This window comes from Sorangium sp. So ce1335 (assembly GCF_051521615.1).
Taxonomy (GTDB): Bacteria; Myxococcota_A; Polyangia; order Polyangiales; family Polyangiaceae; genus Sorangium.
This window is the reverse complement of record NZ_CP150363.1, coordinates 8,989,615-9,009,296: the sequence shown is the minus strand read 5'-3', so window position 1 is coordinate 9,009,296 and position 19,682 is coordinate 8,989,615. Positions and strand designations below refer to the sequence as shown.

The 19,682-nt window shown below is 72.9% G+C and carries 16 protein-coding genes and 1 tRNA gene; 10 read left to right on the top strand and 7 right to left on the bottom strand.

Going from position 1 to position 19,682, the window contains the following annotated elements:
• Nucleotides 1-133: 133 nt before the first annotated feature.
• Genes hrpA through WMF24_RS33380 form a run of 4 tightly spaced genes read right to left on the bottom strand, consistent with a single transcriptional unit; the run spans nucleotide 134 to nucleotide 7,023 of the window.
• On the bottom strand, nucleotides 134-3,904 hold the full coding sequence (gene hrpA, locus WMF24_RS33395; RefSeq protein ID WP_437731480.1) for an ATP-dependent RNA helicase HrpA: 3,771 nt from the start codon (nucleotides 3,902-3,904) through the stop codon (nucleotides 134-136).
• A 37-nt stretch (nucleotides 3,905-3,941) separates the two neighbouring features.
• Nucleotides 3,942-4,700 carry a hypothetical protein gene (locus WMF24_RS33390; RefSeq protein ID WP_437731479.1) on the bottom strand — a complete coding sequence of 253 codons (759 nt, stop codon included), beginning with the start codon at nucleotides 4,698-4,700 and terminating at the stop codon, nucleotides 3,942-3,944.
• Nucleotides 4,697-5,629: a PEGA domain-containing protein gene (locus WMF24_RS33385; protein ID WP_437731478.1), complete on the bottom strand. Its 933-nt coding sequence runs from the start codon at nucleotides 5,627-5,629 to the stop codon at nucleotides 4,697-4,699. The genes WMF24_RS33390 and WMF24_RS33385 overlap by 4 nt, the downstream gene beginning before the upstream one ends.
• A gap of 11 nt (nucleotides 5,630-5,640) precedes the next feature.
• The gene (locus WMF24_RS33380) at nucleotides 5,641-7,023 is read right to left on the bottom strand and encodes a serine/threonine-protein kinase (RefSeq protein WP_437738884.1); all 1,383 of its coding nucleotides are present in this window, start codon (nucleotides 7,021-7,023) and stop codon (nucleotides 5,641-5,643) included.
• An 835-nt stretch (nucleotides 7,024-7,858) separates the two neighbouring features.
• Here WMF24_RS33380 and WMF24_RS33375 point away from each other — a divergent pair.
• The 3 genes from WMF24_RS33375 to WMF24_RS33365 are packed head-to-tail and all read left to right on the top strand — an operon-like array spanning nucleotide 7,859 to nucleotide 11,216.
• Entirely contained in the window at nucleotides 7,859-8,506 is a 648-nt protein-coding gene (locus WMF24_RS33375) for an Isoquinoline 1-oxidoreductase subunit (RefSeq protein ID WP_437731477.1), read from the top strand.
• Nucleotides 8,503-8,961, top strand: a complete 459-nt coding sequence (locus WMF24_RS33370; protein ID WP_437731476.1) for a (2Fe-2S)-binding protein — start codon at nucleotides 8,503-8,505, stop codon at nucleotides 8,959-8,961. The genes WMF24_RS33375 and WMF24_RS33370 overlap by 4 nt, the downstream gene beginning before the upstream one ends.
• Nucleotides 8,962-8,963: 2 nt before the next feature.
• Nucleotides 8,964-11,216, top strand: a complete 2,253-nt coding sequence (locus tag WMF24_RS33365) for a molybdopterin cofactor-binding domain-containing protein (protein ID WP_437731475.1) — start codon at nucleotides 8,964-8,966, stop codon at nucleotides 11,214-11,216.
• 28 nt (nucleotides 11,217-11,244) lie between these two features.
• Here the strand turns inward: WMF24_RS33365 and WMF24_RS33360 are convergent, their stop codons facing one another.
• Complete coding sequence (locus tag WMF24_RS33360; RefSeq protein ID WP_437731474.1) at nucleotides 11,245-11,742, bottom strand: GNAT family N-acetyltransferase; 498 nt, start codon at nucleotides 11,740-11,742, stop codon at nucleotides 11,245-11,247.
• 208 nt (nucleotides 11,743-11,950) lie between these two features.
• Here WMF24_RS33360 and WMF24_RS33355 point away from each other — a divergent pair, with 208 nt between their 5' ends.
• The 3 genes from WMF24_RS33355 to WMF24_RS33345 all read left to right on the top strand — a co-directional run bounded on the left by WMF24_RS33355 (nucleotide 11,951) and on the right by WMF24_RS33345 (nucleotide 14,704).
• Nucleotides 11,951-12,670, top strand: coding sequence for a DUF969 domain-containing protein (locus tag WMF24_RS33355; RefSeq protein ID WP_437731473.1), 720 nt, complete (start codon nucleotides 11,951-11,953; stop codon nucleotides 12,668-12,670).
• Nucleotides 12,667-13,623, top strand: coding sequence for a DUF979 domain-containing protein (locus WMF24_RS33350; RefSeq protein WP_437731472.1), 957 nt, complete (start codon nucleotides 12,667-12,669; stop codon nucleotides 13,621-13,623). Before WMF24_RS33355 ends, WMF24_RS33350 begins: the two co-directional genes overlap by 4 nt.
• A 61-nt stretch (nucleotides 13,624-13,684) precedes the next feature.
• Nucleotides 13,685-14,704 carry a DUF2891 domain-containing protein gene (locus WMF24_RS33345; protein ID WP_437731471.1) on the top strand — a complete coding sequence of 340 codons (1,020 nt, stop codon included), beginning with the start codon at nucleotides 13,685-13,687 and terminating at the stop codon, nucleotides 14,702-14,704.
• 104 nt (nucleotides 14,705-14,808) lie between these two features.
• On the opposite strand, the gene WMF24_RS33340 is transcribed toward WMF24_RS33345, so the two are convergent.
• Both WMF24_RS33340 and WMF24_RS33335 read right to left on the bottom strand, forming a co-directional pair.
• Nucleotides 14,809-14,883, bottom strand: a tRNA-Gly gene (locus WMF24_RS33340).
• 401 nt (nucleotides 14,884-15,284) lie between these two features.
• Complete coding sequence (locus WMF24_RS33335) at nucleotides 15,285-15,584, bottom strand: hypothetical protein (RefSeq protein WP_437731470.1); 300 nt, start codon at nucleotides 15,582-15,584, stop codon at nucleotides 15,285-15,287.
• A gap of 775 nt (nucleotides 15,585-16,359) precedes the next feature.
• On the opposite strand from WMF24_RS33335, the gene WMF24_RS33330 reads away from it, so the two are divergent.
• The 4 genes from WMF24_RS33330 to WMF24_RS33315 all read left to right on the top strand — a co-directional run bounded on the left by WMF24_RS33330 (nucleotide 16,360) and on the right by WMF24_RS33315 (nucleotide 19,669).
• Entirely contained in the window at nucleotides 16,360-16,557 is a 198-nt protein-coding gene (locus WMF24_RS33330) for a hypothetical protein (RefSeq protein WP_437731469.1), read from the top strand.
• A 132-nt stretch (nucleotides 16,558-16,689) separates the two neighbouring features.
• Nucleotides 16,690-17,961: a hypothetical protein gene (locus WMF24_RS33325; protein ID WP_437731468.1), complete on the top strand. Its 1,272-nt coding sequence runs from the start codon at nucleotides 16,690-16,692 to the stop codon at nucleotides 17,959-17,961.
• Nucleotides 17,958-18,503, top strand: coding sequence for a glycine-rich domain-containing protein (locus tag WMF24_RS33320; protein ID WP_437731467.1), 546 nt, complete (start codon nucleotides 17,958-17,960; stop codon nucleotides 18,501-18,503). The genes WMF24_RS33325 and WMF24_RS33320 overlap by 4 nt, the downstream gene beginning before the upstream one ends.
• Nucleotides 18,503-19,669, top strand: coding sequence for an MFS transporter (locus tag WMF24_RS33315; RefSeq protein ID WP_437731466.1), 1,167 nt, complete (start codon nucleotides 18,503-18,505; stop codon nucleotides 19,667-19,669). Before WMF24_RS33320 ends, WMF24_RS33315 begins: the two co-directional genes overlap by 1 nt.
• Nucleotides 19,670-19,682: the final 13 nt, after the last annotated feature.

Sequence of the window (19,682 nt, the reverse complement as noted above, 5' to 3'; positions counted from 1 at the left end):
GCGTTTCTCAGGAGAGACAGAGAAACGAGAAAATAGATATGGTCGCGAGAATCTGATCCGCTCCGTGGGAATGCGATGGGCGGCGTGTTGGACGCTCTCCTCGGATCCCTGAGCGGACTCCTCGTGCGCCGAATCAGCCCATCATTCGTTTCCACTGCTCCGACAGCCGCTGCGTCGAGACGGGGACAGCGGCCTTCACCTCGGGCGCGAAGAGCGACACCCGGAGCTCCTCAATCAGCCAGCGGAACGACTCGAGCTCTTCCGCGGACACGCCCTTCTGGCGGAGCGCCTGCTGGTGCTTGAGGTAATCCTGCCAGAACGGCAGCACCTGCGCGGCCTTGGCCTGGTCCTTCTGCGGGCCGTTGGGCAGCCGCTCGAGCCGGATCTGGACGGCGCGCAGGTAGCGGGGCAGGTGCGCGAGCCTGTCGAGCGGGGCGCGCGCGAACAGCCCGACCGGCAGCAGCAGCTCGACCTGCGTGCGCGCGTCGTCGAGCGCCGGCCGCGGCGCGCCCGGCTTGCCCGTCATCGACCGGAGCATCGATTGCACGCGGTCGAGCTCGACGCCGATGTCCCGCGCGAGCCCGGCGAGCTTGCCCAGCACCCCCTGCAGCGACCGCCGGCCCTCGTCCACGCGCGCCTGGAACGCGGCCCGGGTCCTCGGGAACGCGGCGGGATCGCCGAGCCGGAACGCCTCGTCGAGCGCGCGCAGCGCGATCTGCCGCGCGAGGCCGGGCTCGCCCGGGGCCACCTTGGCGCCGAGGCCGCTCACGGCGACGGCGCTGCGCAGCGGCTGCTCGAGCTGGCTCATCTTGCCCCCGAGCTGCAGCAGGAAGAGCCGCCGCAGCCCGGCCCGCGTCGCCTCGTCGGCCGCGGCCCTCGAGGCGAGGACGCGCACGGACACGGACGTCTCGCCGTCGACGAGCGCCGGATAGCCGAACACCTTGTGCCCCCCGGCGTCGACCTCGACGCGCTCGGGCAGCGACTCGATAGCGAACGATGTGAGCCCGTCCCGCTCGATACCCGCCTTGCCGACCCTCGCCCACGCCTCGCGCGCCCGGCCGGAGAGGCGCTCCTTGAGATCCCTGAGGTCGCGCCCCTCGGCGATCACCCGGCCGTCCTCGCCGATGACGCGGAAATAGAAGCGCAGGTAGGGCGGGAGCTCCTCGATCCGGAGCGCGTCGGCCGGCACGCGCTCGCCGGTGCGGTCCTCGACGGCGGCCGCGAGCGCGGGCCGCATCGGGCCCTGGAACGGCCGCAGATCCGCGGCGATCTCCCGGGCGACCTCCCGCATCGGGACGAGCGCCTTGCGGAGCGACTTCGGCAGCGTCTCGAGCAGCAGGGCGATCTTCTCGGCGTGCCAGCCGGGGATCGTCCACTCGAGCGCCTCGGGATCGGCCTGCGGCAGGAGCACGAGCGGCAGCGCGAGGGAGACGCCGTCGTCGTCCTCGCCCGGATCGAAGCGGTAGGAGAGCGGCACCGTCGCGCCGTAGAGATCGAGGGCGTCGGGGTAGCGCGCGGGCGAGAGCTCCGCGGCCTCGTCGAGGAGGACGTCGGCGATCGCCAGGTGGAGCACCCGCGGGTCCTTCTCCTCGGCCTCCTTGCGCCACGCCTCGAACGTCTTGCCGCTGTACACCCCCTCGGGCACGCGCCGGTCGAAGAAGAGCTCGAGCGCGTGCTCGTCGGCCAGCATCTCGCTCTTCCTCGCCTTGTCGCGCAGCCGGCTGACCTCCTCGAAGAGCTTGCGGTTCGCCTCCATGAACGGCGCGCGCGTCGCGTACTCCTGCCGGACGAGGGCGTGCAGGAGGAAGATCCGGCGCGCGGCCCCCGGATCGATCGGCCCGTAGTCCACCCGGCGGTCGCGCGCGATCGGCAGCCCGTAGAGCGTCACCTGCTCCTTCGCCATCACGGCCGCCGGCCGCGCGGCCCAGTGCGGGTCGCTGTAGCTGCGCTTGCAGAGCGGCCCGGCCGCGGCCTCGATCCACGCGGGATCGAGCGCCGCCGCCATCCGGGCGAAGAGCTGCGACGTCTCGACCAGCTCGGCGGCCATGATCCACGCGGGCGGCTTCTTCGCGAGCCCCGACGAGGGGTGGAGCTGAAATCGCGTCTGCCGGGCGCCGAAATACACCTTGTGCTCCTGGCTCCACATGCCGATACGGCTGAGCAGGCCGGGCAAGAGCGCGCGGTGGATGGCGTCGCCCTTCGCGGGCGCCGTGTTCGGCGAGAACCCCATGTCCCGCGTGATGCGGCTGAGCTGCCGGTGGACATCGACCCACTCGCGCATGCGCAGGTACGAGATGAAGTGATCGCGGCACGCCTTCCGGATCTGGTTCTGGGTGAGCCGGCCCTGGGCGTCCTGGTAAAAGGCCCACAGCTTCAGCAGCCCGGCGAAGTCCGAGCCCTCGTCCTTGAACTTCCGGTGCGCGTCGTCCGCCTGCCGCTGCGCGGAGAGCGGCCGCTCCCGCGGGTCCTGCACCCCGAGCGCGGCGGCGATGATCAGCACCTCGGCGAGCGCCCCCTCGCTCTCGCCGCCGAGGACCATCCGGCCGATCCGCGGATCGAGCGGCAGCCTCGCGAGCTTCCTGCCGATGTCCGTGAGCGCGCCCGCCTCGTCGAGGGCGCCGATCTCCTCGAGGACCCGGTAGCCCTCGTCCACGGCGCGCTTCGACGGGGCGTCGAGGAAGGGGAAATCCTCGATGTCGCCGAGCCCGAGCGCCTTCATCTGGAGGATGACGCCCGAGAGGCCGACCCGCAGGATCTCCGGATCCGTGTAAGCGGGCCTCGCCTGGTCGTCCTGCTCGGCGTAGAGCCGGAAGCACACGCCGCTCTGCACGCGGCCCGCGCGCCCCTTGCGCTGATCGGCGCTCGCGCGCGAGATCGGCTCGATCTGGAGCTGGGTGACGCCCGTCCGGGGGCTGTACCGATTGACGCGCGCGAGCCCGGCGTCGACCACGTACACGATGCCTGGAATGGTGAGCGACGTCTCGGCCACGTTGGTCGCGAGCACGATCCGCCGCCCGGGCAACGATTGAAACACCCGCTGCTGGTCGCTCTGCGGGAGCCGCCCGTAGAGCGGCAAGAGCGTCGTGTGCGGCAGGCCATGGCGCTCGAGCTCAGCGATCGTATCATGGATCTCGCGCTCTCCCGGCAGGAAGACGAGGATATCCCCGCGCGGATCGATCGATGTGATCTCCTCGACCGTGTTGGCGACGGCGTCGGCGATCTCCGCCTCTCCCGTCTCCGGGGGGCGGTGGATGACCTCCACGGGGTAGGTGCGGCCGGAGACCTCGATGACGGGCGCGCCGCCGAAGAAGGCCGAGAATCGCTCGGTCTCGAGCGTCGCGGAGCTGACGATGACGCGGAGATCCGGGCGCCTCGGCAGCAGGCGCTTGAGGTAGCCGAGGAGGAAATCGATGTTGAGGCTGCGCTCGTGGGCCTCGTCGATGATGAGCGTGTCGTAGTCGGAGAGCCGCGGATCGCCCTGGATCTCGGCGAGGACGATGCCGTCGGTCATGTACTTGACGTACGTCGCCGGGCCTGTCCGGTCCGAGAAGCGGATCTTGTAGCCCACCTCCTTGCCCAGCTCGACGCCGAGCTCCTTGGCGACGCGGGCCGCGACGCTCGTCGCGGCGATGCGGCGCGGCTGCGTGACGCCGATCCGGGCGGTGAGCCCGCGGCCCATGGCCAGGCAGATCTTGGGGAGCTGCGTTGTCTTGCCCGAGCCGGTCTCGCCCGCGACGATCACCACCTGGTGCGCCTCGATGGCCCGGGCGATGTCGAGCACCCGCGCCGAGATGGGCAGCTCCTCGGGGAAGCGGACCGGGCTCCCCGACGGGGGCTGGGACGAGATCCGGCCGCCGGGGACGGGCGGCGCGGCGGGTTGCTCTTGCGGGACGCGGGTGCTCACGGCGCGAGGGGGTAGCACCTCCCGCCGCGGCGCGCCGTCAATCGTGGTGGCCCGCCTCGCACTTCGGCTTCATGCAGCGACCCTGCACGATGTCGCGGCACATCTGGTTGCGCTTCTCGTCGTTCTCCTCGTCGAGGGCGCTGTAGATCAGCTGGAGGCGGCACTCGAACGAGCCCTCGTTCTTGAGCGGGGCGCACGCGTCGAACACGGCCGGCTTCTCCGCGGTGAGGCACAGGAGCATGCAGCCCTCGAGGCTCAGCGCCAGGGTGTCCGGGCACAGCGCCGTGTAGAGCGTGCAGATCGCCTCGCAGCGGCCGGTGCACCCGTCGCGGCCCATCGGGCCGAGCAGGCCGCTCGCGGTGCAGCCGGCGGGATCGCCGGAGCCCACCGCGCGGCACGAGGCGTACTCCTCGGGCGACGGCATCGCCTCGCAGGCGGCGCAGCATGTCTCGACCGACGGATACTGCGGCGCGAGCTCGCAGGCATCCATCGACTTCACGCAGTGCGTCGAGCACGCGGCGACCTCGCAGGGGCCGGTCTGCTCCTGGGGCGGCGGCCCCTCGGGCGGCGGCCCCTCGGGTGGCGGCCCCTCGGGCGGCTGCCCCTCGGGCGGCGTGACCGCGCTCCCCTGGCTCGCCTCGCCCTCTCCGCCGTCGAGCTCTCCGCCGTCGAGCTCCCCGCCGTCGAGCTCCGCTGGGGGGCCGCCTTCGCCGCCGGCGCCGGGCAGCGGGGCGATGATCTGGCACCCCGCGATCCACGCGGCCAGGGTGCACAGAGCAGCGAGCCGCGTCGTCATAACGTCCCCCGCACGCCGATGTAGCCGGGCCCGACCGCCCACGTGACCTTCGAGGCCGACGCCCTCGAGCTCTCCAGGCCCAGGGCGACGCCTCCGACGGCCGCGCCCGCGATGGCGACGCCGAACCCGACGTTCGACACCCAGCCGAGGGCGTTCGCGCCGCCCCGCGCGTCGCCGGAGCAGCTCGCGGTGCCGAGCCGGCACGCCTCTTCGAGGTCGCTCCTCGCGTTCAGGTACGCCACGCCCGCGCCGAGCCCCACCGCGAGGCCAGCGCCCGAGGCGATGAACCCGCCGAGGACCCACGGGCTGGGGCCGCTGCCGCCGTCCGGCTCCGGCACCGGCGTGAGGGGGACGTCGAGCGTCGTGACCTCCCGCTCCGGGACGTAGACCCGCTGCCGGCTGCCGACGTAGCCGTCCGCCTCGACCTCGACCCAGTGGTTGCCCGGATCGATCGGCGATCCCTCGACCGAGGCCGCCATGATCTGGCCGTCGACCCGGAGCCGGGCGCCGGCGGGGCTCGGCGTGATCCTCACCCGGAGCCGCGGGATGCGCTCGCCGAGATCGTCGCGAAGGGCCTCGGCGCGGCGCCGCGCCTGCATGAACGGCCAGGGCTCTCCCGGGGTGGGGCGCGACGCGGCGATCGTCGCCGCCAGATCGCGCGCCTCGCTGAGCCGCCCGATCGCGGCGAGCGTCTTCGCCACCTCGATGGAGGTCGTGGGCACGCAGACGAGCCGCTCGGCGCGCTGGTAGGCGCGGAGCGCCTCGGCGTACCGCTTCTGGGCGAACAGCTCGTCGCCGGTGTATACGAGCTCGCGGGCCTCGTTCCGCGCCTTCTCGTCCGCGCCGCCGGGCGCCTGGGCGGCGAGCGCCGGCGAGGCCGCGACGATCAGGCCGGCGAGCATCAGCAGCGTCCTGGGCCCGGGTTTCATGGTCTCACCTGTCAGAAGCCGAGATCGCGGCGCGCGCGCGGGCGGCTCGCGACCTTCTTGACCGACGACGCGGCCGGGGCGACCGACGCCGCCCTGGCGACGGGCGCGGCCGGGACGACGGCGGGGGCGTCGGGCCCGGCGACGCCGGGCGCGGCCGGCGCCTCGGAGGGGGCGGGCCCGTCGGGCTGCGGCGCGCTGGCTCGCGCCTCGGCGCGCGCCGGGGCCTCGGGCCGCGGCGCGGGCGTCGCGCACGCGGCCGCGGGCTCGGCGGCCGCCGGGGCGGCGGGCTCTGCCGGGCTGCCCGCGACCATGGCGAGCGACGCGCTCTGCGCCGCCGTCGCCGTCCGGGCCACGCCGGAGGCGCCCGCCCACGCCAGGGTGCTGAGCCCCATGACCGCGGCCGCCGCCGCGGCCCAGGTGCGCGCCCGCTGCCGCGGCGAGCCGGCGCCGAGCGTGGCGAGCGGCATCAGCGTCGTCACGAGCGACGGGAAGCCCTCGCCCGAGGCGAGCGTCTCGCGCGCGGGCATGATCTCGGTCTCGCCGGCGCCGGGCCGCGGGCCGCGCGGGGCGGCGAGGGCGGCGTCGAGCGCCTCGAGCACGGCGCGGGCGCTCTGGGGGCGGCGCGCCGGATCGGGCTCGAGGAGCGAGAGGATCCAGGCGTCGATCGCGGGCGGCAGCTCCGGGACGAGCCGGGACGGCGGCGGGGGCGGCCCGCGGTCGATCGCGACGGCGACCGCCGCGATGGTGGCGCCGTTGAACGGGGTCTGCCCGGTCAGGCAGAAGTAGGCGACGACGCCGAGGGCCCAGAGATCGCTGTGCGGCCCGACCCGCGCCCCGCCCGCCATCTGCTCGGGCGACATGAAGTGCGGCGTGCCCATGATGGCGCCGGTGACGGTGAGCCGCTCGGCCTCCTCGACGGTGTTCTTCGCGATGCCGAAGTCGAGCACCTTCACGAAGGGCTCCGGCTCGCCCGCGACGAGGAAGACGTTCTCGGGCTTGATGTCGCGGTGGACGATGCCCGCCTCGTGCGCCCTGGCCAGCGCCGCGCCGAGCTGGCGCAGGATGGGGACCGCCTCGCTCAGCGTGAGCCGCCCGCGGCGCTCCACGAGGTCGTGCAGCGTCTGCCCTTCGAGGTACTCCATCACGATGTAGGGGACGTCCTGCTCGGTGAGCCCGACGTCGAACACGCGCACGACGTGCGGGCTCTGGATCCGGGCGGCGGCCTCCGCCTCGCGGTGGAGGCGCATGGCGGCGAGGGGGTGATCGACGTACATGTCGCGGAGGAACTTCACCGCGACCTGGGTCCTCAACGCTGTGTGCTCGGCGAGCCAGACGCTGCCCATCCCGCCCTGGCCGAGCGCGCGGAGCAGCCGGAGGTGGGAGCCCACCTGCATTCCCGGCAGGGGCCCGCGCTCCGAGCTCGAGGGCGCGGTGTGGCAGCTTGCCTCAGCCGGGGCGATCAGGCACGGCGATGGCCGGGTGGCCTCGCCCATTCCTACCGTCTTGCTCATGCCGGGGCCGACTTGCATGCGGCGAGCCAGCGCCTCGGATTGGATGGTTACGCGGGCATGACCTGGTGTGGGCGTGGCGCATCGTGGCGTGCGGCCGCGCCGCGCAGAGCCCTCGTGACAGTTCGCTACAGGCCCGGTTGCCGCCGAGGGCCGTCTCGCGGCGCGCAGCGCGCGCTCCACAGCTGCGCGCTCCACAGCTGCGCGCTCCACAGCGGCGCGCAGCGCGCGCTCCACACGCGCTCACGGCCGCTCTCATCGCCCCTTGCGGACAGGGCCGGATCGGTGAGCCGCGGCGCCTTTCGATGGCCGTGATGTAGCACCCGCGCGGCGAGCACGTTTCCGCCGGGCACCGCGGCGCGCTCCGGAGCTCGAGGCGCCGCGGCGGGTGCGCTGGAGGCGACGCGCTCGCGATGTGGAGAGCGAGGTGAGCGGACATGGGATCGAGCGCTGCGTCGCCTGGGACGACAGCGCGCCAATGCCGTTGCGCCATTGCCGACGTCAACCAGGGTGGGGCGATCCGCGCGCCGGGAAGCGCCGGGAAATGGCGAGCGCGGACTCGGCGACACAGGGCCAGCGCGCCGCTCGCCTGCTTCGATAAGGGCCCACGTCGAGGCGAGTGCGCCGGGCGCTTCCACGGCTCAGACTGCCGAGCGAGCGAGCCTCCGGCGCGACGAAAGCCTTGTGCTGCACGCCTGAAGCAAGCAGTCTAGGCCGCGCGATGCAGCCTCTCCACCTCTGGTTCCTGGCGGGCGTCGGCCTCCTCGCCGCGGCGTGCGATGCCCCTCCCGCGGAGGCGCCGAAGCCCGTCGTCCTTCCGCCCGTCGCCCCGGGCGAGCTCCGCAGCCCGGAGGCGTTCGCGTCGATCCGGGACAGCGACGCGCGCGCGGCCTCGATCTTCCTCGAGGCGAGCAAGGTGCTCTTGCACCCGCGCTGCGTGAACTGCCACCCGCACGACGGCGTCCCGCGCCAGGGCGATCACGGCGAGCGCCACAGCCCGATGGTCGAGCGCGGACCGCGCGATCGCGGGGTGGCGGCGATGGAGTGCACGTCGTGCCACCAGGTGCAGAACCTCGATTTCGCGCGCGTGCCCGGCGCGCCCGGCTGGCACCTCGCGCCGGCGGAGATGGCGTGGCTCGGCCGGACGCCGGCGGCCATCTGCGCGCAGATCAAGGATCCGGCGCGCAACGGCAAGAAGACGCTCGCGCAGATCGTCGAGCACTCCGCGCACGACGAGCTCGTGGCGTGGGGGTGGGCGCCCGGCCACGGCCGCACGAAGGCGCCCGGATCGCAGGCGCAGTTCGGCGCGCTCATCGATGCGTGGGTGAAGGCGGGCGCCGCGTGCCCGCCCGAGGAGGCACGTCCATGATCATCCTGAAGGTGAACGGCGCCGAGCAGAAGCTCGACGTGGATCCGGAGATGCCGCTCCTCTGGGTGCTGCGCGACGTGCTCGGCCTCACGGGGACGAAGTACGGTTGCGGCCAGGCGCTCTGCGGGGCGTGCGTGGTCCACCTCGACGGCGAGACGGTGCGCGCGTGCGTGACCCCGGTGAAGCGCGCCGCCGGCGGCTCGGTGACGACCATCGAGGGGCTCAGCCCGGAAGGCGATCACCCGCTCCAGCGCGCGTGGGTCGAGCTCTGCGTCCCGCAGTGCGGCTTCTGCCAGTCGGGACAGATCATGAGCGCGGCCGCGCTCTTGCGGAAGAACCCGCGCCCCTCGAACGAGGACATCGATAAGTCGCTTGCCGGCAACATCTGCCGGTGCGGCACGTACACGCGCATCCGCGCGGCGGTCCGCAAGGCCGCCGGCCTGCCCACGGAGTGAAGATGGAACAGCAACGCGTCGTCCTCCTCCGCCGCTCCTTCCTCGCGGGGCTCGGGCTCGCTGTCTCCGGGCTCGCGCTCGGGCTCGCCGAGGGCGCCGCCGAGGCCGCGCCCGCCGCGCCGGCGGAGCCCGGGCTCCGGACCGGGGTGTTCCTCCACATCGCGCCCGATGGCGTCGTGTCGATCGTCTGCCACCGGTCGGAGATGGGGCAGGGGATCCGCAGCTCGCTGCCGGTGCTGGTCGCCGACGAGCTCGGCGCCGACATGGCGCGGGTGAAGATCGTGCAGGCCGACGGCGACAAGGTCTACGGCGACCAGAACACCGACGGTTCGCGCAGCGTGCGCAACGGCTACGAGCCGATGCGGCGCGTCGGCGCGACGGCGCGCGCGATGCTCGTCGCGGCCGCGGCGAAGAAATGGCGGGTGCCCGCCGCCGAGTGCGTCGCCGAGCAGCACGCCGTCCACCACGCGAAGTCGAAGCGCTCGCTGGACTTCCGCGAGCTCGTGGCGGACGCGGCGAAGCTCCCGGTGCCCGACGAGAAGACGGTGGCGCTCCGCCCCGTCGCGGAGCTCAAGCGCGTCGGCGGCCTGCTGCCGCTGCTCGACGCCCCGGCGATCGTGACGGGCAAGGCCCAGTTCGGCGCGGACGTGCGGTTGCCGGGCATGCTCACCGCGGTGATCGCGCGCCCGCCGGTCGTGGGCGGCAAGGTCGTGCGGTACGACGGCGCGCGCACCCTGGCCGTCCCGGGCGTGAAGAAGCTCGTGGAGTTGCCGGGGCCGAAGGGCGGCGCTGTCGGGTTCCAGCCGCTCGGCGGCGTGGCGGTCGTCGCGGACTCGACGTGGGCGGCGATGCGGGGCCGGGCGGCGCTGCACGTCGCGTGGGATCACGGCGCCAACGCGGCGTACGACTCGGCGAGCTACAGGGAGGCGCTGCTCGGCGCGGTGCGCGCGCCGGGCAAGGTCGTGCGGAAGGTCGGCGACGTGGACGCGGCGCTCAAGGCGGCGGCGCGCACGATCGAGGCCGAGTACTACGCGCCGCACCTGGCGCACGCGGCGATGGAGCCGCCGTCGGCGGTGGCGCGGGTCGACGCGAAGGGCTGCGAGGTGTGGGCGCCGACGCAGAACCCGCAGGCGGCGCGCACCGAGGTGGCGCGGGCGCTCGGGCTCGACGAGGCGAACGTCACGGTGCACGTGACCTTCCTCGGCGGCGGCTTCGGACGGAAGTCCAAGCCGGACTACTGCGCCGAGGCGGCGCTGCTCGCGCGCGCCATGGGCGCGCCGGTGCGCGTGCAGTGGACGCGCGAGGACGACGTGCAGAGCGGCTACTTCCACAGCGTGAGCGCGCAGCAGCTGAGGGCGGGGCTCGACGCGGCGGGCAAGGTGACGGCCTGGCAGCACCGGACGGCGTTCCCGCCGATCCCGTCGACGTTCGACGCGAAGGCGAGGACCCCGAGCGAGAACGAGCTCGGCCTCGGCGTGCTCGACCTCGCGCTCTCGGCCCCGAACGTCCGCGTCGAGGCGTGCGACGCGCCGGCGCACGTGCGCATCGGCTGGCTCCGGTCGGTCTGCAACATCTTCCACGCCTTCGCGGTGCAGAGCTTCATCGACGAGATCGCGCACGCGCGGCAGGCCGATCCGCGCGAGGTGCTCCTCGAGGTGCTCGGCCCGGCGCGCCAGGCGACGCCGGACGAGCTCGGCGTCGCGAAGGTCCCCAACTACGGGGCGCCGATCGAGAAGCACCCGGTCGACGTGGGCCGGCTGCGGCGCGTGATCGAGCGGGTGACGGAGATCTCGGGGTGGGACGCCGCGCGCAAGGCGGGGCGCGCCGTCGGCCTGGCCGCGCACCGGAGCTTCCTCACGTACGTGGCCGTCGTCGCCGCGGTGTCGAAGGACGCGCTCGGCAAGGTGAAGGTCGACGAGGTGTGGCTCGTCGCGGACGCCGGCACGGTGATCAACCTGGATCGCGCGCGCTCTCAGATGGAGGGCGCCGTCGTGTTCGGGATGAGCATCGCGTTCCACGGCGCCATCACGGTGAAGGGCGGCGCTGTCGAGCAGACGAACTTCCGCGACTACCCGGTGGTGCGGAGCACCGAGGTGCCGCAGCGGATCCACGTGGAGATCGTGAAGAGCGACGCGCCGCCCGGCGGCATCGGCGAGCCGGGGGTGCCGCCGGTGGCGCCCGCGATCGCGAACGCTGTGTTCGCCTTGACGAAGACGCGCGCGCGGGAGCTGCCGCTGCGGCGCCTGGGGCTGTGACGGGGGGCGGGTAGGGGGGGCGCCGCTGCTACGGCGTCCCGGTCTCCGGCTCTGCCCGCGTCGCCGTCGTCGTTCCGGCGCTCGTCTCTTCTCGCTGATAGATGTCCTTCACGTTGATCTCCATGAACCTGTCCGGCTTCTCGAGAGGCGTGAAGCCGTATTGCCGGTAAAGCCCGTGCGCGTCCGCGGTGGCGAGCAGCGTCCGCCGCAGCCGGAGGCGGCCGAGGGCCTCGGTGACGTGGGCGATCAGCGCCTTGCTGTACCCTTTCCCCTGCTCTTCCTGGACGATGAACACGTCGGCAAGGTACGCGAACGTCGCGTGGTCGGTGATCACCCGGGCGAGCCCGATCTGCGCTCCGGCCTTGTAGACGCCGAAGCAGAGCGAGTTCTCGATGGCCCGCTCGACGACCTCTCGCGGGATGCCCTTGCACCAGTAGGCCGATGCGAGGAAGGCGTGGATGCGATCGAGATCGAGGAGCGACTTGTCGGACGAGATGACGATGTCTTCGCTTGCCTGGTGCTCCACTGCGGCGGTCCTCCGTAGCGCGGACGTGCTGGGAGAGCCTGGCCCCTGACGGCTCCTCCAGCGACCTCTGTACCTGTCGCGTCCCGGAGGCCACCCGACGCGCCGGCCGGCGTCAAGCGCGGGCCGCCGAGCGCACGAACCTCGCGCGCGCCCGTGGACGATGCCCTCGCCGGCGTGCGACGTTGCCCGCGAGCACGGGGGAAGAAGCATGCTCACGCTCCTCGGGGTCGCGGTCCTGGTCGTCGGCTTCGTCGTCCGGATCCATCCGCTCCTGGTCGTCGCGGCGGCGGCCATCGCCACGAGCCTCTCGGCGGGGATGAGCCCGATCGAGGGGATCTCGGCCCTGGGCAAGGCCTTCAACGACAACCGCTATGTCAGCCTGGTCTGGTTGATCCTGCCGGTCATCGGCCTCCTGGAGCGCGCTGGCCTCCAGGAGCGGGCGCGCGCGCTGGTGTCGCGGGTGAGGGGCGCCACGACCGGGCGTCTCCTGCTCGTGTATTTCGTGGTGCGGCAGGTCAGCGCGGCCCTCGGCCTGACCTCGCTGGGCGGCCACGCGCAGATGGTCCGCCCGCTGATCGCGCCCATGGCCGAGGGCGCGGCGGAGAACCGGTACGGGCCGCTGCCGGACAGGACGCGCTGGCTGATCCGCGCCTCGGCGGCGGCGGCCGACAACGTGGCGCTGTTCTTCGGCGAGGACATCTTCCTCGCCATCGCGTCGATCCTGCTCATCAAGGGGTTTCTCGAGCAGAACGGGATCTTCGTCGAGCCGCTCCAGGTGTCGATCTGGGCCATCCCCACGGCGATCCTGGCGCTCCTGATCCACGGGACACGGCTCCTGCTGCTCGACCGGCGGCTCCGGCGCGAGCTCGCCCGCGTCGCCCACGACTCCCGCGTCTCCGACGTGGATACCGGGGAGGGGCGCGGATGATCACGCTCGATGTCGGCTATGCCGCAGCAGGGCTGTTCTTCGCGGCGTCGGCGCTCCTGAGCGCGGCCGACCGCGAGAACGAGAAGCGCTGGAAGAACGCCCTCTTCTGGGGGCTCCTGGCGACGAGCTTCCTCTTCGGCGCGCGCCTCGGGGATCTCGGGAACGGGGTGCTCGTGATCGCCCTCGTGCTCCTCGCCGGCCTCGGGGGCCTGGGGCAGGGGCGCCCCGCCACGACGACGCGCGAGGAGCGGCTCGCCGGCGCCGAGCGGCGCGGCGACCTCCTCTTCATCCCGGCGCTGATCGTCCCGGCGACGGCCCTCCTGGGCACGCTGGTCCTCCGGCGCATCGAGGTCCTGGGGACCCCGTTGCTCGACCGGGGGCAGGCCACGCTGATCTCGCTCGCCCTCGGCGTGGTGCTGGCCCTCGCGGCGTCCGTGGCGTGGCTGCGCCCGCCGCTGCTCGCGCCCTTGCAGGAGGGCCGGCGCCTGCTGGACACGGTGGGCTGGGCGGCGATCCTGCCCCAGATGCTGGCCGCGCTCGGGCTCGTGTTCTCGGCGGCCGGCGTCGGCGACGTGGTCGGGCAGCTCGCCGGGGGCGTCCTCCCGCTCGGCAGCCGGTTCGCCGCGGTGGCGGCTTACACGGTGGGCATGGCGGTGTTCACCGTGATCATGGGCAACGCGTTCGCGGCGTTCCCCGTCATGACCGCCGCGGTGGGGCTGCCCTTGATCGTGCGCCGCTTCGGCGGCGACCCGGCGATCCTGTGCGCCATCGGGATGCTGTCCGGCTTCTGTGGGACGCTGATGACCCCCATGGCCGCGAACTTCAACGTCGTGCCTGCGGCGCTGCTCGGGCTGCCCGATCGCGACGGCGTGATCAAGGCCCAGCTCCCCACCGCGCTGCTCCTGCTCGTCGGGAACACGCTCCTCCTGTACCTGCTCGTCTTTCCCCGCTGATCCCCGCTCATTCTCCGCTCATTCCGCGATCGTTCTCCGCTCATTCCGCGCCGAGGTCCCCATGACGCACGTCCTGACCCCCGAGATCGCCTCGCAGCTCGCCGCCCTCGCGCTCGGGCACGTGACGCGGGAGTACCCGAACAAGCTCGATCACGTGATGACCGGCCCCGAGGACGTGCGGGGCCCGCGCGACCTGCACCCGATCTTCTACGGCAGCTTCGACTGGCACTCGTGCGTGCACGGGTACTGGCTGCTCGCGCGGATCCTCCGCCTTTTCCCCGGAGCGCCGGCCGCCGCGCACGCCCGCGCGCTGCTGGAAGCGCAGCTCACGGGCGAGAAGGTCGCCGCCGAGCTGGCCTATCTCCGGCGGCCGTCGAGCCGCGGCTTCGAGCGGCCTTACGGGTGGGCGTGGCTGCTCATGCTCGCGGCCGAGCTCGCGCGGCACGGCACCGAGGAGGGGCGCCGGTGGTCGGCGGCGCTGGCCCCGCTCGGGGACGCGTTCGCCGAGCGCTTCCTCGAGTTCCTGCCAAGGGCCACGTACCCCGTCCGCGCCGGGGCGCACACCAACACCGCGTTCGCGCTGGCGCTCGCGCTGGAGTACGCGGCCGTGAGGGGCGATGAGCCGCTGTCGCGGCGGTGCGCCGAGGCCGCGCGGGCGTGGTATGGCCGCGACGCGGGCTGCCAGGCGTGGGAGCCCTCGCAGGACGACTTCCTCTCGCCCGCGCTGATGGAGGCCGAGTGCATGCGGCGGGTGCTCCCCGGACCGGAGTTCCGCGGCTGGTTCGCGCGGTTCCTGCCGGGCGCGGCGCAGGGCGAGCCCGCCACGCTGTTCCTGCCCGCGACGGTCAGCGACCGGAGCGACGGCAAGATCGCGCACCTCGACGGGCTCAACCTGAGCCGCGCCTGGTGCTGGCGCTCGCTCGCCGCGGCGCTGCCCGCAGGCGATCCGGTCCGCGCCCGCGCGCTCGACGCGGCGGAGCGGCACCTCGACGCCAGCCTGCCGCACGTGGCCGGCGACTACATGGGCGAGCACTGGCTCGCGAGCTTCGCCCTCCTCGCGCTCGGCGCGGGCGCCGACTGACGCGAGCGGCGGCGCTCAGGGCCTCCGGTGTTGACGCGGGCGGAGGGGCCGCGCTCGGCGTCGCGGTCGTTTCGTCGACGCCGGCTGCTGCGATGCCTGGACTGTGGAGCGGGAGACGGGATTTGAACCCGCGACGTCAACCTTGGCAAGGTTGCACTCTACCACTGAGTTACTCCCGCGGACGTCGATGACGCGAGGTCGTCTCCGTCGGTGCGCGGCGGAGGAGTACCAACCGCCGTCGCCGTAGTCAAGCGCTGATGTTCGCGACCGTGGCGCTTGTTCCAGGACGAGGTGCCCGGCGCGGGTGCGCGCCGCCCAGGACGAGGTGCTCGGCGCCGGCGCGCGCCGCGGCAGCCCTCGCGCCGGCGTCCATGCGGCACGAGGCGGGGGGCCCGTCCGCGCGGCGGGCGCCGCGCCGGCGTGGCCTGGCGCGGTGAGCGGGCGTCCGTGCGGGACGAGGCGGGGGGCCCATCGCGCGGCGGGGCCCCGTTCTGGCGTCGCCGGGCGTGTCGAGCGGGCGGCCGGCTCCTCGTCGCCGGCGCGCGGGGCCGAGGGACCCCGCGCCGCCTCGCCGTGCGCCTCAGGCCACGCCGACGCGCCCCTCGCGCCGCAGGTGCTCGAGCCGGTGGGCGAGCTGCGCGGTCTCGATCCACCGCCGGAACGCCGGGTTCTTGGCCACATAGGCCGCGAAGGCGGCGTTCGTGAACGACTGCGGATCGCACCCGCGCGCGGCGGCGATGGCGGCGGCCTGCTCCAGGAGGCGCATGGCCTCCGACCAGGAGCTCTCGACGGCCTTCTCGGTCCCGGCCGGAGCGCCTCCGTCACCTTCCGGCGTGGTGAGGGCGTCGTTCTCGAGTTCGATGCGATCGACAGCGCGCATGGCGTGACTTCCTTTCCGATTCCTTTCCGGCGTATCGCCTTGGCCCACGCGCGGGCCGGGGGCCGGGATCACGCGATGAGTTAAGCTTCGGAGCCGGAGATGCAAGGGCACCTCGCGGCGTCTCTTCCACGGGCCGGGCGGCTCTCCCGCGCAGGTCGGCGGTGCAGGCCGTCGCCGGTGGCGCCGGTGCGGCCATGTGCGCACCGGGCGAGCTCGCCCTCGAGCGCGTGAGCCGGATCGTCACGACCCGGCGGGGACCCTCGGCGGCGGGAAGGTGATCGCGCCGCCCGGCGGGCGCCGAGGGCGCCGGCGCTCGCCGGCCGAGCGACACGCGGGCTGCGCCGGATGGACGCCGCCGCGCCGGCATGGCCAGTCGAGCGCGGACAGAGAGACGGTCGCCGCGGGAAAAAAAACGTCATGCCATCACGAAGGCGTCAACGCAGGTGTTCGCGACGCCGTGCGATGAATTCGAATGAATCGTGGGATCGCCGGCGCGCGTGGCGAGAACGTTGTGCTGCGCCTGAAGCCGTCCTGTCACCGGAACTCGCGGTGGCGCGATGCATCCAGGAACTGCCTCATTGGCGTCCATGATTTCGTTTCAATCGCCGCGGCAGATCGCTTGACGATCGTTGGTGCCCCAATATAGTCAGCGAGACGGTCGGGCGGATCACAATGGTGTCCGCCGGGCCGTGGGGGCACACGACCGCAGCGGCGCGCGGGCTGTGGAGATGTGCGTCGTTCACGCAACATCCATCATGCATTCTCGGAGGTTCGAATGAAGCAATTGATCCAGCAGCTCGCCCAGGATCATCTCTGGAGCCGGTGGCTCGCGGCCAACTCGGCCGGCGGGCCCGCGCTCGACGCCAGGAAGGCCGGCTGCATCTCGCGGAAGGCCGGCTGCATCTCGAAGAAGGCCGGCTGTATCTCGCGGAAGGCCGGCTGCATCTCGAAGAAGGCCGGCTGCATCAGCTAGCCGGACCGTCCGGGCTCGCGAGCGAGGCGGAGAGCCGCCGCTTCTGTCGGCCTCCTGCCTCGCTCGCGTCCCCCGGACCCATGGATTCAACGCTTCTTGACGGCCTGTTCGGCTGCCACCCTGGAATCGACCATGGACGCCCATCGACAGACGCTCTCCGAGATGATCGAACAGGTCAGGGACATCCCCATCTACCGCCGGTCGATCGAGGCGGGCTCCTTCCCGATCCTCGAGAAGCCGGAGATCGCCAGAGGCTTCCCGGACAGCTGGATGACCCCGAGGCTCGCCGAGGCGCTGAGGACCGGCGAGGCGGAGCTCGTCCTGTCGACCGGGACCAACCACGCGCGGATGCAGATCATACGCCCGCCCCTCTTCCTGCTCGGGTCGTATTACCGGCTGTGGAGCGAGCACCCCGACATCGCCGTCACCTGGCAGCAGGGCTGCCAGCGCGTCTCGATCACCACGGTGCTGGCGACCGAGCACGTGGCGCGCCTCAACGCGAGGAGGCGGGGCGCCGAGGCGCCGGCGCTCCCGGGGCTCGCGGATCGCCGGCTCGACGCGCGCACGCTCTACCTCAACCTGCGGCTCGACCCGGCGCACTGGGATCGCGGCGACGTCGAGCGCATGCTCGACGAGATGACCGCCGTGCAGCAGGCGCATCCGCGGGGCTGGTACCACCTCGACTGCGACAGCCTCCACCTCGCGCATCTCGTGCGGAAGGCGGATGCCTGTGGCGCGTGGGCGCGCTTCCCGAGGCCGGCAAGCATCATTCACGCCTACGAGCTCACGCCGAGGAACGTGCGGCGGTTCCTGCAGCAGCGCTTCGAGTGCCCGATCATCGATCTCTTCGGCAGCACCGAGCTGGGATACCTGTACTACAGCGATCGCCACGGGCAGTACTGGCCATCCCTCGACAGGATGCACCTCGAGCTGATCCCGGTCGAGGAGGGCAGCACGATCTACAGCATCATCGTCTCGAGCGTGCGCAACCCGTACATGCCGCTCATCCGCTACCGCTCGGGGGACTGCGCCGAGACGGTCGACGGCTCCCCCGATCCGCTCCGGATCCGCCGGTTCTGCGGGCGAGAGCGGGAGCTCTTGTGGCTCGATCGCGGGGGCGCGATCTCCCACGCTCACCTCGACGACTGGATCGCCGCCGCCGCGACCTCCATCTTTATTTACCAGCTCCACCCGGAGGGGACGCGCCGGGCGCGGCTCCTCTACACGACGTTCGACGACAGGCCGATCGACCCGGCCGCGGCGCGCGCGCTGCGACGGTCGATCCAGGAGGGCGCCGGGCTCGAGTGCGCCCTCGAGCATCGCGCGCACATCGCGATCGGCAAATCCGGCAAATATGCGTGGTTGGCGCGGGGCGGCGACGCGACGGAGCGAGGTGGCCTGTGAAGCGCGATCGACCGAAGGTGACGGAAGCCGCGCTGAAGGCGCTGCTCGACGAAGCGCTCTTCTCCGGCGTGGTGCGGCACTTCGTTCGGACCACCGGCGAGGAGCCCGCCCATGTCGAGCGCCAGGTCATCGAGTGCCTCAGGTACCTGTACCTGATCTCGCGCCATCCGGAGCCGCTGATCGGGCTGTTCCTGCCGGTGGAGCAGGAGATCGACGAGATCTGGCATTACCTCATCCTGCAGACCCGAGAGTACCGGGCGCTCTGCGAGGAGCGCCTGCCGGGGCGCTTCTTCATCCATCACCGCAGCCTGCCGTACGAGGAATACCAGGAGACGCAGCCCAGCCGGGAGCAGGCGCTCGACGAGGCGCTGCGCTGGCTGCCGCTGTACCGCGAGGAGTTCGGCCCCTTCGACGAGGGCGCATTGCCGCACTGGACGATGGTGCGATTCCTCCACGAGCACCTCGGCCTCTCCCTGGACGCCATCGCGGCGCTCGGCGCCGACGACGAGCCCGCGCGGCCCGACGCGGAGCGGCTCCGGTGATGGGCCGGGCGCTTCGGGCGGTGCCGGCCACGTCCGTCAACACGCTTGTCCTGCTGCTGTGTCAGGTCGTCGGGATCGCGGGCGTCGTCGCGATCCAGTTCGTCGGCAGCGTGGTGGGCGAGCGGCTCGCGATGGACATGCGGCTCGCGACCCTGCCGGTGGCCGTGCTGGTGCTGTCCTCGGCCCTGGGCACCTGGCCCGCCAGCCAGATGATGCGCCGCTTCGGGCGCAGGCCGTGCTTCATCGCCGCGGCGCTGCTGTCCGCCGGCTGCCTGTCGCTCGCGGCGCGGGCTGTGGCGCTGTCGGATCTCTGGCTCTTCTGCGCGGCGGTCTTGGGGGTCGGCCTGCAAGGCGCGTTCGTGCAGCAGTACCGGTTCGCGATCCTGGAAGGGCGGCCGAGCGGCATGGGGCCGCGCCTGCTGACCCTCGTGCAGCTCGCCAGCGCTGCCGGAATCGTGCCTGGCCTCTCGCTCTTCGGCCTGCTGGAGGGGCGGACGGCCAGCGCCATGCCCTCTGCCCTGATGATCCTGGCGGCGCTCCAGGCGCTGGCCGCTCTCTCCTTCGTGGCGTACCGGCCGCAGGGAGCGTGTGCCGTCGAGGCCTCCGCCGCGCCCGACGCGCGCGCCCGCGCGCTCTACTGGCCGATGGTGGCCATGGGCGCCGGCGCCTTCCTGGTGATGAGCCTGATCATGGTGCCGACGCCGTTGCAGATGTGCGGCATCGAGCGGAGCTCGGTCGAGGAGGCGAGCTGGGTGATCCAGGTGCACCTGCTGTGCATGTACCTGCCCTCGCTCTCGGTCGGCGCCCTGCTGCGGCGGCTGTCGATCGCGCAGCTCCAGGGCCTGGGGCTGCTGTTCTTGCTCGTGGGGTTCCTTGTGAGCTGGCTCCCGGGCTTCGGGGGGCACCTGGTCGGACTGGCGCTCGTCGGGGTCGGATGGTGTTATGTGTTCGTGACCGCGACGACCCTCGTCGCGCGCAGCCGCTCGGGGGCCGAGCGCTTTCGCGCGCAGGGCGTCAATGATCTGTGCGTGTTCGCCGCCAGCGGCGTCGCGTCGCTGACGTCCGGGGCCCTCCTGTCGGCGCTGGGCTGGAGCGGCCTCCTGGTCCTCGGCCTCGCGCTGGTCCTGGGCTTGATGGCGCTCGCCTGGGGCGTCCACCGCGCCTGAGCCGCGGCGGCGG

Coding starts and splice junctions, on each gene's coding strand:
- WMF24_RS33390 (WP_437731479.1), bottom strand. CDS start 4,700: ATGACGACGCGGCTCGCTGCTCTGTGCACCCTGGCCGCGTGGATCGCG.
- WMF24_RS33385 (WP_437731478.1), bottom strand. CDS start 5,629: ATGAAACCCGGGCCCAGGACGCTGCTGATGCTCGCCGGCCTGATCGTC.
- WMF24_RS33380 (WP_437738884.1), bottom strand. CDS start 7,023: ATGCAGGTGGGCTCCCACCTCCGGCTGCTCCGCGCGCTCGGCCAGGGC.
- WMF24_RS33375 (WP_437731477.1), top strand. CDS start 7,859: ATGCAGCCTCTCCACCTCTGGTTCCTGGCGGGCGTCGGCCTCCTCGCC.
- WMF24_RS33370 (WP_437731476.1), top strand. CDS start 8,503: ATGATCATCCTGAAGGTGAACGGCGCCGAGCAGAAGCTCGACGTGGAT.
- WMF24_RS33365 (WP_437731475.1), top strand. CDS start 8,964: ATGGAACAGCAACGCGTCGTCCTCCTCCGCCGCTCCTTCCTCGCGGGG.
- WMF24_RS33355 (WP_437731473.1), top strand. CDS start 11,951: ATGCTCACGCTCCTCGGGGTCGCGGTCCTGGTCGTCGGCTTCGTCGTC.
- WMF24_RS33350 (WP_437731472.1), top strand. CDS start 12,667: ATGATCACGCTCGATGTCGGCTATGCCGCAGCAGGGCTGTTCTTCGCG.
- WMF24_RS33345 (WP_437731471.1), top strand. CDS start 13,685: ATGACGCACGTCCTGACCCCCGAGATCGCCTCGCAGCTCGCCGCCCTC.
- WMF24_RS33335 (WP_437731470.1), bottom strand. CDS start 15,584: ATGCGCGCTGTCGATCGCATCGAACTCGAGAACGACGCCCTCACCACG.
- WMF24_RS33330 (WP_437731469.1), top strand. CDS start 16,360: ATGAAGCAATTGATCCAGCAGCTCGCCCAGGATCATCTCTGGAGCCGG.
- WMF24_RS33325 (WP_437731468.1), top strand. CDS start 16,690: ATGGACGCCCATCGACAGACGCTCTCCGAGATGATCGAACAGGTCAGG.
- WMF24_RS33315 (WP_437731466.1), top strand. CDS start 18,503: ATGGGCCGGGCGCTTCGGGCGGTGCCGGCCACGTCCGTCAACACGCTT.